The 13,317-nt window shown below is 41.2% G+C and carries 10 protein-coding genes and 1 pseudogene; 5 read left to right on the plus strand and 6 right to left on the minus strand.

Annotation, left to right across the window (positions count from 1 at the left end):
• Positions 1-518 precede the first annotated feature (518 nt).
• Both RG963_RS07925 and RG963_RS07930 read right to left on the minus strand, forming a co-directional pair.
• On the minus strand, positions 519-707 hold the full coding sequence (locus RG963_RS07925; RefSeq protein WP_310575728.1) for a hypothetical protein: 189 nt from the start codon (positions 705-707) through the stop codon (positions 519-521).
• Positions 708-774: 67 nt separating this feature from the next.
• The gene (locus tag RG963_RS07930; protein WP_310575729.1) at positions 775-2,031 is read right to left on the minus strand and encodes a tyrosine-type recombinase/integrase; all 1,257 of its coding nucleotides are present in this window, start codon (positions 2,029-2,031) and stop codon (positions 775-777) included.
• A gap of 139 nt (positions 2,032-2,170) precedes the next feature.
• Between RG963_RS07930 and RG963_RS07935 the strand changes: the two genes are divergently transcribed.
• Positions 2,171-2,866, plus strand: a complete 696-nt coding sequence (locus tag RG963_RS07935; RefSeq protein ID WP_310575730.1) for a MerR family transcriptional regulator — start codon at positions 2,171-2,173, stop codon at positions 2,864-2,866.
• A gap of 30 nt (positions 2,867-2,896) precedes the next feature.
• Here the strand turns inward: RG963_RS07935 and RG963_RS07940 are convergent, their stop codons facing one another.
• Positions 2,897-3,745, minus strand: a complete 849-nt coding sequence (locus tag RG963_RS07940; RefSeq protein ID WP_310575731.1) for a nicotianamine synthase family protein — start codon at positions 3,743-3,745, stop codon at positions 2,897-2,899.
• A gap of 120 nt (positions 3,746-3,865) precedes the next feature.
• Here RG963_RS07940 and RG963_RS07945 point away from each other — a divergent pair, with 120 nt between their 5' ends.
• Positions 3,866-4,690 carry an alkaline phosphatase family protein gene (locus tag RG963_RS07945; RefSeq protein WP_310575732.1) on the plus strand — a complete coding sequence of 275 codons (825 nt, stop codon included), beginning with the start codon at positions 3,866-3,868 and terminating at the stop codon, positions 4,688-4,690.
• Positions 4,691-4,844: 154 nt separating this feature from the next.
• Here RG963_RS07945 and RG963_RS07950 read toward each other — a convergent pair whose 3' ends face one another.
• From RG963_RS07950 to tnpC, 3 genes and pseudogenes are all read right to left on the minus strand, one after another.
• Positions 4,845-5,462: a hypothetical protein gene (locus RG963_RS07950; RefSeq protein ID WP_310575733.1), complete on the minus strand. Its 618-nt coding sequence runs from the start codon at positions 5,460-5,462 to the stop codon at positions 4,845-4,847.
• A gap of 258 nt (positions 5,463-5,720) precedes the next feature.
• Entirely contained in the window at positions 5,721-6,065 is a 345-nt protein-coding gene (locus RG963_RS07955; protein WP_310575734.1) for a hypothetical protein, read from the minus strand.
• A 148-nt stretch (positions 6,066-6,213) separates the two neighbouring features.
• Positions 6,214-7,672: pseudogene (gene tnpC / locus RG963_RS07960) on the minus strand (IS66 family transposase).
• Positions 7,673-8,171: 499 nt separating this feature from the next.
• Here tnpC and RG963_RS07965 point away from each other — a divergent pair.
• The 3 genes from RG963_RS07965 to RG963_RS07975 all read left to right on the plus strand — a co-directional run bounded on the left by RG963_RS07965 (position 8,172) and on the right by RG963_RS07975 (position 13,193).
• Complete coding sequence (locus tag RG963_RS07965) at positions 8,172-9,308, plus strand: DUF373 family protein (RefSeq protein WP_310575735.1); 1,137 nt, start codon at positions 8,172-8,174, stop codon at positions 9,306-9,308.
• A 207-nt stretch (positions 9,309-9,515) separates the two neighbouring features.
• Positions 9,516-10,292, plus strand: coding sequence for an S-methyl-5'-thioadenosine phosphorylase (gene mtnP / locus RG963_RS07970; RefSeq protein WP_310575736.1), 777 nt, complete (start codon positions 9,516-9,518; stop codon positions 10,290-10,292).
• Positions 10,293-10,712: 420 nt separating this feature from the next.
• The gene (locus RG963_RS07975; RefSeq protein ID WP_310575737.1) at positions 10,713-13,193 is read left to right on the plus strand and encodes a DUF5814 domain-containing protein; all 2,481 of its coding nucleotides are present in this window, start codon (positions 10,713-10,715) and stop codon (positions 13,191-13,193) included.
• Positions 13,194-13,317 lie beyond the last annotated feature (124 nt).

Below are 13,317 nucleotides of genomic sequence, written 5' to 3' on the forward strand. Positions count from 1 at the left end.
AAACATAATTAACAAGCTTAAAGATGAATGGAATCTGATTGAAATCGAGAAAATTGGTAAATTTACTTGTATAAAACTAAATGACAAAGGAAAAAAAATGTTAGATTATCTTAATGATTAAATCTGTATCCTGTGGTAATCCCAGCTACGTATCTATTAGACCAAAACCTATGGATTGAAACAAAAAAATAATGAATCTATTTTTTATGAAAACAAGCGACAAATATACTTTTAACATTTTACTAAACTCCCAATTGACTGATAGGTTTTACATTTGCTATAACCACCTTTTATAAAAACCGTTTGTATTTTTCTTTTCTCAACATTTCTTACGGCTTAAAATCGATATCTATAAACACTGAAATATCCGGGCATTTTTAAGAAAAGTATAGCGGTGGCTCGGTGCAACAATGAACCTGTTTTCCTGCAGTGTTCAATACACTCACTAGTATTTTTTACGAATTCATTGTCAGCTTGGGCTGAGGCAGAGATATGTGTAGGAAAAAGGCAGAGAGGCATTAAATCCCCCCTGCAGCTATTTTGAGAAAGAGTATAGCTTTCGCTCTTTGAACAGTTGAGCCAAATTGCGAAAGGTAATTGAGCGTTTCTCTGTTCGCCGCCACAAACTTTGCAATTTCTTGCAGATCAGAGGCGGTCACAGGTGCAATACAGGAATTCGTTTTGCTTGTGCTTGCTGTAGTAGTCATATTGCCATTTTGGCTTAAGTCAGTTCAGCACATTGGTAGTTATATTATGCGATCTGTCTATTTAAGGTTAATCCCGACTTTTATTATTAGTCAGTTTATACAATTCTTCTGCAAGTGCTTTCCTCATTTCAGGGTTATTCTCCATTATTTGCATCAACAGCATTTCACCTTCTGCGTCAGCTTTGTCTACGGTTGCCCGCATTTCTTCCTTAAGCGGAAGCCCGCATTTGCTACAGTACAGTGCAATTTCTGGGTTAATTTCTTTGCACCTGGGACACCTTCCAACTCGTAGACCATCGGTATGGGTGTCCTCGATTTGAATTCCGTTCATTTTTAAGAGGGCATTTTCGGTATCTACATTATGCACATACACAGCGGCCATCCTTGAATCGGGTCTCCACCCTAGTACAGCTTTCAACTGCTGGTCGCTCAAGTGTTCTGCTAAATCAGAAGCACGTGCATGTCTCCAGGAATGAGGGTTCACTTTCTTTTTGATACCACATCTATCTGCAATTTTCTGCAACTGTTTATGAAGCCCCTGCATTGCAAGGCACTCATAAACCTGTTTTTGCTCTCCTGTTTTTTCATTTACAAATGATTTTGAATGCAGTGACACACATAAAAGAGCCTCTTTATCAGGTTCTCCTGCTGCATCTCTGCAGGGGTGATTATTTACCCAGTCCCTAAGAAAAGAAGCAGCATAAACAAGCCTTACAGTTCGAGGCCCGGTTTTGCCTTTTGGAAGGGTTACTCTAACCCCATTTGCATCGAAGCCTAGATCCTTTATTCGCACGCTTAGGAGTTCTCCACGTCTAGCGCCACTTTCGTAAAGAGTTGCGATAAGAGCTTTATCTCTGTAGTTGTTTGCAGCGTTGATTAACTGTTCAACTTCCAACTTTGTTAATAAGTTCTCCCTCTTCTTATTATCGTAACTAATTGGAGGTCTCTTTTCTCTGAACAGCTCTGCTATATCCTCTCTTTTCAGTAATTTAAAGAATTTTTTATAAGTTGCTTTATATGAATGGATTGTGGTTTTACAGTATTCCTTTGTGGTACTTTTTGTACTGTACTTGTGATTTTGCAGATAATCTAGAAAACCCAAGATATCTATCTCATCTAGATCTTTCAAAGGTTTTTTGCACCATCGCGAGAACACAATAAAGGCGCTATAATATGCTTTTTGGGTTTCCTCACTTAACCCCTTGTGCCCCTCTTTTTTTATATAAAGCTGTATGGCTGTTAGGTTCTCCTGTGGTTTGTCTTGTCCCTCAAAAACTTTTTTAAGTCTTTTATCATAGTTCCCTAGTGGCTCCACATGTCCCATGTACTATACAACTGTATAAAACTATAAAAAACTGAACTAAACTATTGTAAGCAAAAGCAACCTTTAAGCATTTGTTCCGGAAGCAAAGGACCCTTTTACCGGATACCGTTACTATACCGTTCCCCAGCTGGAAAAAGGAATGAAAATTAAAACCTTAATCTTCCTCGGTTTTTCCCTGGAGGATGTTTCCATACTTCTGGATGCGGAAAGTAAGGGAAATTACGAGCAAATGGGAGAATGCTTCAGGAAAAAGCTTGAAGAAACACGAGCTGAGATTGGGAAGCTACAAAGAATTGACGGCATCTTGCAGGGCGCCTGCAAACATAATGGAAAAGTTATGGAGTTATTCAAAATGTCTGTCACAGAACCCGTTATTAAAGAAATTCCCGAAATGAGAATAGTAAGCAAGCGTGAAAAAGGAACTTTTGCAGTAACTATTGGAAAGCTCATAGGTGAAATCTGCGCCTGCGTCGGCAGCCCTGAAAACCAGCGGAACCGTGTAAAGGTCACAGGTCCCATAATGTTCCTCTACCACGATGAAGAATACAAAGAAACTGATGCCGACATTGAAATTGCCCTTCCGGTTTCTGGCAGAATTGTAGTAGAAGACCCGAAAATGGAGATTAAGACCTTGCCAGCTGTAAAGGTTGTTTCTGTTATTTACCGGGGACCGTATCCGGGAGTTGAAGCTGGCTACAATCGGCTCTTTTCATATGCCGAAGAAAATAGTCTGGAACCTTTCGGCCCAAGCAGGGAACTATACTTCAATGACCCTGCAGAAGTTCCGGAAGAGGAACTTATGACTGAGGTCCAGATTCAGGTCAGGCAAGAATAATTAATTAGCGTCTCCAGCTCTCTGGAGCAATTACCTTTTTTTCTCAAGAAAGACGACTGTATTATAGGTGGGAGGCTCAGGCTGGATTTTCTGTTTCTCAAAACCTTCAGGCAAATCAAGCAGAAAGCCCATATTCAGCAATTTCATTAATCCTTTTTCGTAAATTCTGTAAGAAATCCTGCATTCGAGAGGTACTACCTTTAATAAATGATCGAGAATCTCTTTTTTAGGTTCGGCCTGGGCAGCTATCATGAGAGCCCTGGTGCCTGTGTCAGGATTTATGAAGTCAATTGAATTTAGAGATAAATGATTTCCGTTAATTACAGTGATGTCATCCGAAAGCCCGAGCTTATCAAGTACTTTGATTGAGAGCCTTGCCCTTGCAGGGTCCTGTTCTATCCCTGTGCCCTTTACCCTATAGTGCTTGAGGAAAACAATAAGAGTCAATGGGAGAGGTCCACTCCCAAGGAAAAAAACCCTGTTCCCGGCTTTTAGCCCGAAGCCTTCGTATTCTGTACGGACCAGCCTGAGGTAATTTCTGTAAAAGGGAAATTCCTCAAGGACATTCCAGGGCGATTGGCTTGCAAGGATTTCTTTTGCATACTCGGTTTCCAGTCTCACTGTATACAGGTTTCTAAACCTGTTCATATGAGTGAAAACGGGTTCTAGTTCCCGTTTATTCAGGAGAGTGCAGGCGACATCGCTTTTTAAATCCAGGGTAATTAAAGAATCCAGCTTCCGAAACAGTTTCTCAGTCCGGTCCGAAGAGCAGTACAGGATTTCTTCATCAGACAAACCCCTGATATCCCGATACAACTCGAGCATTTCTCCGAGAAGAGATTCCGAAAGCTCCAGGCTCTCATTAACCGCACTAACCATATCAATCCCCGAAGAATACTATGGTGCGCCTGAATATATCCCTGTTGGGAAAACAGAAAACATGTCTAACTACAGGAAACACATATAAACTGGCTTGCCAGATAATATACTGGAGAGCACATGAAAGTTTTTGAGTGCAGAACCATTGATATTGCCCCTACGATTTCAAGATTGCTGAAAATCCCTATTGTTCCGCCTACTGGCAGGCCAATTCCTGAAGTCGAGAATTACGCAAAGGAGAGGGGCTGCAGGCGAGCAGTAATTATCGTGGTTGACAGCCTTGGTTATTCCCTTTACAGGCATTTTTCTCCAATAATGAAAAACTTGAATGAAGTTGCCGAGAAAGGGTTACTCTTTAAATGCAAATCTCCGGCAACCATAACGTCCCCTGCGATTGCATCAATCTTCACGGGATACCTTCCGGAAGAACATAATATCTATTCAACAGCGGATATTTATACTGAAAGAGCAAAAGACTCTGAAAACCCGAGACTGAAAAGCATCATGGAATGGGCTTGCAGGACAGGCATGAAAGCGTCAGCGGTTATCGAGTCCGAAGGTGCGGAGAGTTTCAGGGGAAGGATAAAAGACTTTTATGGAGTCCCGGATTCCGAAGATATTTTGGATTACGACCAGCAAATCACGAATTATGCAGTGCAGGCCCTCAGGGAAAAACCCGATGTTCTGGCTGTGCACCTCAGGACTCTTGACCGTTTTTCCCACAGGGCAGAAAGCTGGGATGAATTAGAAAAGGCTGCAAAAGACGTGGATAAAAATCTGGGCCAGATTTTCCGGAACGCAGAAAAAGGCACTATTTTTTTTATCTGTGGAGACCACGCGGTTCATGGGGGGAAAAAGTGGTTGAAGAATGCGGCAGGAGAAGAAGCCAAAAACCACAGGCAAAACCTTGTGGCTCTCATCGTCGGCTGTAGCCAGGAGGTTTAAGCCTTTTCAGCCGTGCCCGCTAACTACTAACTTATTTTAATATATTAGGAATTGGAAAATACAGTATTTTTTGGACTTAATAGAGTATTTTTTGGACTTGATACTTCAAAACTTGGATACCTAGATAAAGAAATTTCCCTGGAAAATTAGTACATTAGAACTTTTGCTCGACTTCAAGAACCTTACTGAAACACCGGATTGTCCGGCTGGTGTTCTTATGCAGAATTCCGATACCTCCTGCCTCTTCCCATTCATGGATATTTTCGGAGTTGTCGTCAATCAAAATTCTTGCAATCCCTGATTGTAAAGCCTTTTCCGGGCGGAAACAGAGAATTGCAGTTTCTGCGTAAGAGATTCCGAGTTCTTTCCTGAGCCATTTGATTTTTCCCTCTCTCGCGTTGGCTAAAGCCTTTTTCCGATCGGGGCCCGGGAGCGCAGAAAGAATTGTAGGAAAAAAACCCGAGCTTTTAAGGAACCCATGCAGTTCCCGTCCCCCGGACATCCAGGGCATTCCCGACCAGAATTCGGTCCCTGCATATGTAATTTTTTTCCAGAAGAGGTCTTTATCCTTGCTGTACCAGAGCATCATATCATCACCGAGCTTTTCACAGGCACCCGTGAAATCCGTGAGGACTCCGTCCATATCGAGAAAAAGCTGTATCTCTTCCACCGGCTCGGAAGAATAAGAAATATCGGACGAATAGCTTGAAAGAGCTTTCTGAAGGCTTATCGGATTATTCTGGATAGAACTTTGATTGAAAGAAATAGGCATAACAAACGTCCCCTTGTAACTCTGGCGGCAAATAACTTCCCACTAATACATTAAGGTATTATGATGAAAAAAGTACTCATAGTAAATAAATTTGATGTGATGGATGAATAATTAAGGTAAAAGGTAAAGAAAAGAGAAGAAATAAAAGAGAATATTAAGAGATTAAGAAGATTAAAAATATTAAAAAGATTAAAAAGATTAAGAGATTAAGAAGATTAAGAAGGAGAAAATATCTACCTTCCAATCTGTTACACGGTTTTATTTTTTCTTTGAAAGCGGAGCTTCAATTTTGTCCACCAGTTTCTTAACATCTCCCTTGATCTCTGAGGCAAGTTTTTTTGCACTATCTCCGGTTGCATCAACCAGTTTTTCAACCCTGCCAGTAATGCTTTTTACCTCATCCTTTACATCAATGGACTTTATTTCCCCGGAGAATGTTTTTATTTCCGCATTTATGTTTTTTGCCATTTTAGAGGCTTCATCCCCGGTCTTCTTTGCAAGGGCATCAATATCGTTCCCAAGCTTCCCAACTTTTTCCTGAATTTTGGAACTCTTTTTACTTGATTCGGTTTCTTTGGTTGCACTTTCCTTTGTTGTTACCATATAAACCCCTCTGGATTTAATAGAGATAATAGATTTATCTCAAAAAGAGAGTCTGTTTTTTTAGACACTTACTTATGGACTTTTGTAATTATAAAATTATCTTTAAAAGTCCAATTCAGGACTAATTATAAACAATTTTTGTAACTATTCAGGTTATAGTTATCGGCGCTCCTTTGAGCGCCGCGAGAATACCTTCTATAACCGGCAACCCATTCTTTCTAATTATAGAAATATAAGCTCTAATTCTGCAGAAAGCTTCCGCTCCTTGTGTGGTCCTGAAAGTTCCGGATATTTTCTGCTGTAATTTCATCATTCTGATGTCTCTTTCTGCCTGGTTATTCTCAAATGGAACTTTCAAGTCTGTCAGGAATCTCAGGATCTTTTCTTTATGTTCTATAAACCTTTCAAGTAGATTCCTTGCTTTGGTTTTTGGACTTGCACCTCTTGTTCCTTTCCTTTCAGGATTTAGAGAAGGTGGATTTTCTTCAATTCCTTTAATGATTATAACATTGAACCTTTCTTCCAATGCTTTAATTTGTTCAAAATCCAAATCTTTGACTTGCTCTTTGCACTCATCAGTATACTTTTTCATTTCAGTTAACAGCTCATTCATCTCTTTCGTCCATTGCTGTTTATAATTCTCTTCAATTCCAGTAAGTTCTCGCTGGAGGTGAGCATTACAAAGAGCGTGGTTACAATCATAACCATTGTAAGATTTCCATCCGTCATGAACTGCTGTTCCCTTAAACTCAGGGAGAATTCCCATAGCATCCATCGCTTCTGATCCTCTTTTAAGATGAGCTAAATAACAGGTGTATTTGTCATTAGAAGCTACATGAAGCCACTGTCTTTTTCCTTCAACTTTCATACCAGTTTCATCACAATTGATAACAGGAGACGCTATCAACTTCTCTCTAATAACATTTTCAAAATCTTCCAAATTCCGGAAACATTCTCTTTCTGCCCTAATAATGGTAGCAGGACAGATTTTTATCCCCATAACGTCATCAAAAAACTCAGAAATCCTTTCATAGGGGATAAACTGGTAGTTTTTACAGTAAATTGCTGAAGCTAAGATATTAGGACCATATTGAACTGGATATTTTACTGATTTCGGAAAAACAGCTTTATTCAATTTTCCGCAGTGAGGGCAGCTCTTTATCTGGCTTCGATGTTCTGTAATAATAAGATTTACAGGTGGAATGTCGAAACTCTGTCTTTTCTCATAAGCGGAAACTTCAACATTCTCTAGAGTATATCCACATTCTTTGCAGCAGGTCAAAGAATGCTCTATTACCTAATCAGGATCATTAACCATATCAAGAGTTGATCCAAGGATGACCTTCCTGGCCTCCAGGTTTCTTGCCACTCTTTTTACGGAGACTCTTGGGATTAGGTTTTTCTTTGACAAAAAAGTCACTAGAAGGAGGTTTACTGCTGTTTCTGCTGTTTTGATTTAACCGAGATTCTAAAAACTTTACACGTTCTTCGAGTTCAGCAATCTGAATAGCTTGTTTTTCTATGATAGTCTCAAGTCTCTGAATTAAAAGAATTACAGCTTCGGGACCAGTTTCATAGATAACAAGAACCTCTTCACGTGTAAGCATAATAAAGATCAAAATAAGATTCAAATTATATGCAATTTTTCCTCGAAAAGAGGAAAAATTGTAGCCTTGCAACGGCTACCTGAATAGTTACCAATTTTTTAAGGAAATGAGCCTAAAAAGACGGCTTAAAATTAAGTTTCCCTATCCTCAACAAGGCAACAGATAGTCTCAGCTATTTCATATCGCACTTCAAAAGCAATTTTATACATATAAGTGTGGCTAAACCTCAAGCCATGTTTGCAATTTTCAGCGTTTCCCAAGCCAGCGCTGTAAAATCCGTCACAGTCAAATCTAGTTTTAAAAAATAAAATTTGTTACGCTACAAGCTTATAAAGTATAAATTAAAATAGTATGCTTGTAAAAAGTAAGGTAACTTAACTTATTAAAAGATTTTATGGAAAATTCCGGCAGGAAATGGATAAGAGCCGGATCAGGATATCATATTCGGGAAAATCAGCTCTCTGCGATAGAATAAGCTATTCAAGGCTATAGAGGAGACATGCAGACTTTAGTTATATGCATAGATAGAGATAACGACCTGGGCGAAAAAGCAAAGCTAGGAACCCCAATAGTAGGACGGGAAGCAAACGTCCAAGCCGCAGTCGCACTTGGGATCGCGGATCCGGAGGACTCGGATACGAATACCATTTTTGGCGGAATCAGGATTCTTGACGAATTGCGGGCAAAAGGAGCTGACTCGGAGATCGTTTCTTTTGCAGGAGACAAAAACGTTGGAGTGATCTCAGACCAGAAAATTGCCGAGCAGCTCGAGACTTTTCTCAAAATGAACGACGTGCAGAGAGCGATATTTGTTTCGGATGGGGCAGAGGATGAAACTCTTGTTCCTATTGTCCAGTCCCGTATGAAGATCGACTCCGTGAAAAGAATCGTTGTAATGCAGAGCGAAAATCTGGAAAGTACCTATTATATCCTGAAACACGTCTTCAGCGACCCGAAGATATCCCAGACATTCTTTGTGCCTTTAGGGCTTGCTTTTCTTATTTACGCCATATTCCTGCTTGCTCGCTATCCCGAAGGTGCAGTTGTGGGAATTCTTGCAGCTGTCGGACTTTACATGTTATACCGGGGCTTCGGGCTGGATGATATTGTCGCCCTTGAAAAAGAAAGGCTATGGGACGCTTTTCTCGAACAGAGAATGGTCTTTATCAGCTATACTGCTGCTCTGCTTACACTGCTTGTAGCAACTGTATATGGCGCTATTGAAGTATGGAAACTTTATTCGGCAGAGGGAGTCTGGTATCATGGAACCCTTACACTTGTTTCGGTATTTATCAATGCCTCAGTCTGGTGGTATGCAGGAGCCCTGCTGCTTGCTAATCTCGGAAAAATATTTGACCTGAGGATGGAAAATAGACCCATATACAAAAATATCTCAATCTCTCTCTTTGTGATCGCAACCGGATTGCTCTTCTGGGGTGCAAGCACATATATTTTAGCGACAGCTTCCCTTTCCGAAGGCGTCACTAATGACGCAGCTCTTGCACTCCAGTACTTCGTGTATTCAATCACTATTGCAGTTCTTATTGCTCTTGCAGGCATAAAATACACCATGTCAAATCAATCTCTCGGAAATGAAGATAGAGTAAAGGGAAAAAGAAAAAATAAAATTATGTGATGGCAAGGGACATGACAAAGAAACCTGAGATCTGAGAAACTTAAGACCAAAGCGGAATGGAAATATAAAGATGCAAAAATTCAAATTACATATAATATTTCTTTAAACCTCTCTCAGTTCTAAAAAAATTATTTTAAAAAGACCTTTAAGAATTCTTTTTTGATGAAAAATGGCGGACAAGAGTAAAAACCGCAAGGGAGGCATAAAATGGAAAAGGCAGCTGAAAATGTTGAAATTGCAGTGCTTGGCGGCGTGGGTTTTAATTCATATATGGAATTCGAAAGCCAGCCGGTACATACTCCTTATGGGGAAGTTACAGCCTATCTGACCCTTCTAAAAGGGAAGAGAATTGCACTAATTCCCAGGCATGCCGGAAAAAACCACATTCCGCCGCACAAGATTAATTACAGGGCTAATATCTGGGCGGTACACGCCCTAGGGGCAAGGAGTGTAATCTCCACAAATTCCGTTGGATCGATGCGAGGGCATTCGGTGGGCAGTTTTGTAGTACTTGATGACTTCATTGATTTTACCCGGAACAGACCTTCGACCTTTTACGATGACACGACAGTACATGTCGATGTCTCTGAGCCCTACTGCCCCGAAATCAGTGAAGCTCTCAGGAATGCCCTGGGAAAACAGGGAATTTCCTACACCACAGGAATTTACGCGTGCACTGAAGGCCCTCGTTTTGAGACCAGAGCAGAAATTCGCATGATGAGCCAGTTTGCAGATGTTGTGGGTATGACTGGCGTGCCTGAAGTAATCCTTGCAAAAGAGCTCAGCCTCTGTTATGCTTCTCTTGCCATTGTCACAAATCAGGCATGTGGAATGACCTCTCAGAAATTAACAGCAGACGAGGTCACTGAGGTCGTGGGAAAAGCTCAAGATGCAATCTTTGAGATTATTGTGGATACAATCGAAAATATTCAAGAAACCCGAAATTGCAGGTGCAGATTTGCAAAGGAAGGAGCCTGCCTATAAGAGCCGAATTTTAAAAACCCAGAGAAAATACCCTTTATCGCAATACAGGTTCCATCCGATATTTTGTGCAAATACTTTTCTGTATAATATTCTCTGTAAATACCATCAATATTTACAGAGCTCTTAGCTGAGTTTTATTTATATAATAAATAAGTGATAAAATATTTATATAATAGCCGCCTATAGATGTGTCGCTCAAAAGAAGATAAATATGGAATGTGCACACGAAAAGAAATAAGGTAAACAAGTATGCACCGGAACAATGCTGGAAGAATTAATGGAAGAATTAATAATACTCTCGCCTGTAAATTCAAACATACGATGCAAGAATTAAGAAAACAGCATCCATTAGGCGAATACCATTGATTTTTAAGTTCCTAAAGGAAGCTTACTTATACCATTCACATATCAGGATAAACAATGACGCTCTGGGTCCTAAGCTACGCTGAAAAATCGAAGATAATAGTTATGGCTATAAAGGACCGGATGAAGCAGCCGCTTTATGTGGCCGAGCTCCATGTAAAGGAGAGTTACAAAGGACCACGCCCTCATAAAATAAGGCTTCTCACCGGCAAGAAAAAAGACGAATTTATTCCTCCCCAGCAGTTCATAGAGCTTTTACGCAGTGCAAATAGAATCATGCTTGCAGAAGGAGGGGACTCTTCAAATGAGATTGCTTTTCTCGAAATGCTCAAAGGTTTTCAACTCGATGCAGACAGAGTTAAAATCTGCAAGCACTGCTGGATCAATAAACGTTTCAACTTTGTAAATAACAAGTCTATCAAATATAACAACGAACTCATTTGCTGGGAATGTGCAAAAGAAGAACTCCTGCGTGCAGTCCGTTCGGCGGGTGTGAATTACGGGGAAAAATCCGTAGATTTCCTGGAGCAGGTTCTCTCTAAAACAAGGGATCTGGATAGAACTGTCCGAATGCTGACCCCTGAGAGGCTGGATCCCGAGTTCACTCGTTATGATACTATAAGGACAAAACCTGCAGAAGCTACTGTCAGGATAAAGAATCTTCCCCTTGCAAAAAAGTTCAAGGAAATGCTGCTCCAAAAATCCGAGACCCTTCTCCCTGTGCAGGCGCTGTCTATAGAAGCAGGACTTCTGGAAGGAAAAAACCAGTTTGTAGTTTCGGCAACCGCAACCGGAAAGACCCTTATAGGAGAGATGGCAGGAGTCCAGAACCTTCTGGACAAAAAAGGAAAGATGCTCTATCTGGTTCCCCTGGTAGCTCTTGCAAACCAGAAATACGATCAGTTCAAAGAACGTTATTCAAAGCTCGGACTTACTGTTTCCATAAAGATTGGCGCAATCCTCATAAAGACATCCCAGCGCGTGAAGATGCAGACCAGCCCTGGTGCGGATATAATTGTAGGAACTTACGAGGGCATAGACCATATGCTCAGGTCAGGAAATACCGATTTTCTGGGCAAAATAGGGACTGTGGTTGTGGATGAAGTCCATATGCTCGAAGACCAGGAAAGGGGGCACAGGGTGGACGGGCTGATAGGAAGGCTGCGTTATGCAGCACCTGAAGCTCAATTTATTTACCTCTCTGCAACCGTTGCAACTCCCGAAGCCTATGCAAAAAAGCTTGGGGCGCAGCTTGTCCGATACGAGCACAGGCCTGTTCCCATTGACAGACACCTGCTTTTCTCTCAGGAAAATGAAAAGGCAAAGCTGATTTCGCAGCTTGCAAAGGAAGAGTATTCAACGTTCTCTTCCAAAAAGCACAGGGGACAGACTATTGTCTTTACAAACTCACGTAGAAACTGTCACAAGCTTGCAGGAGCCCTTTCAATCCGTGCAGCTCCTTATCATGCAGGCCTTTCCCAGTATGAAAGGAGGAAAGTTGAAACTCTCTTTGCAAAAGGAGAGCTTCCAGTAGTGGTAACTACTGCTGCTCTTGCGGCAGGTGTGGATTTTCCTGCTTCTCAGGTTATATTCGAGTCTCTGGCAATGGGGATAGACTGGATCTCGGTCCAGGACTTCCTGCAGATGAGCGGAAGGGCAGGCAGGCCAGACTACCACGATAGAGGAATTGTCGTGCTTATGCCCGTGCCAGGGAAATCTTATACAAGCTCTCAGTCCGATACCGAAGAAGAGGTTGCAATCAAACTGCTGCAAGGAGAAATGCTTTCTATAGGGGTCGAATATGGAGAGTCCGAGCAGCTTGAAGAAATTCTTGCATCCATTGCAGTCACCTCGTCTGTCCAGGACCTCAGACTGATCCATAACCTGATGTTCGGAAGCTTCGACCTGGATAAACAAATCTCGCGCCTGCAGAGCTACCGCTTTGTAGAAAGAAAGGGAAATAAGATAACGCTTACGCGCTTTGGGAAAATTGTTGCGGCTCATTTCCTTCCGGTATCCAAAGCTTTCCTGATTCGGGATGCAGTGCTTGAAGAGAACGATCCCTTGAAGATCGTAACGAACCTGGAGTTTTTCGATGCTGCGTATTTTAAGTACTCAAACCAGATCGGCAGTTCCCTGCATGTGAATATGCCTTCAAGGGTTTTTCAGGGAGCTACTCTTGATATAGTCTTTGATGGGGAGTCACTCTCCCAGCTTGATGCGAAAATCCGGGAGCTCATGTTGAATTTTGCTTCGGACTTTTTAACCTGTGTGTGCAAAGACTCGCCTTACTGTGGTTGTGCAGAGCAGAAGTTTTCGGAAAAAATTATCAGGCTACGTACTGAAGAGCTTGACCCGACAAACATTATAAAAAAACTGGAAGATAAATACGGGATTTCAGCATATCAGGGCGATGTTTTCGGGTACCTGGACAATGCAGTCCGCAATCTTGATGCTGTGGAACTGATAGCAAAGGTCCACTCAAAAAAGGGTGTTGCAGAAGAGGCAAAGAAGCTTAAAAAGAAAGTCCAGGGCTGAAAGATCAAAAGCTTTTTTGCAGGTAACATTCTATAGTGAAGAGTAATAATATTCCTTTTTATATGGGGAATAAGTCGTTTACATTAAATGAGTATCCAGTATCTGAAATAACTGGACAGTATCT

It is taken from the genome of Methanosarcina baikalica (assembly GCF_031461075.1).
In the GTDB taxonomy this organism is placed as follows: domain Archaea; phylum Halobacteriota; class Methanosarcinia; order Methanosarcinales; family Methanosarcinaceae; genus Methanosarcina; species Methanosarcina baikalica.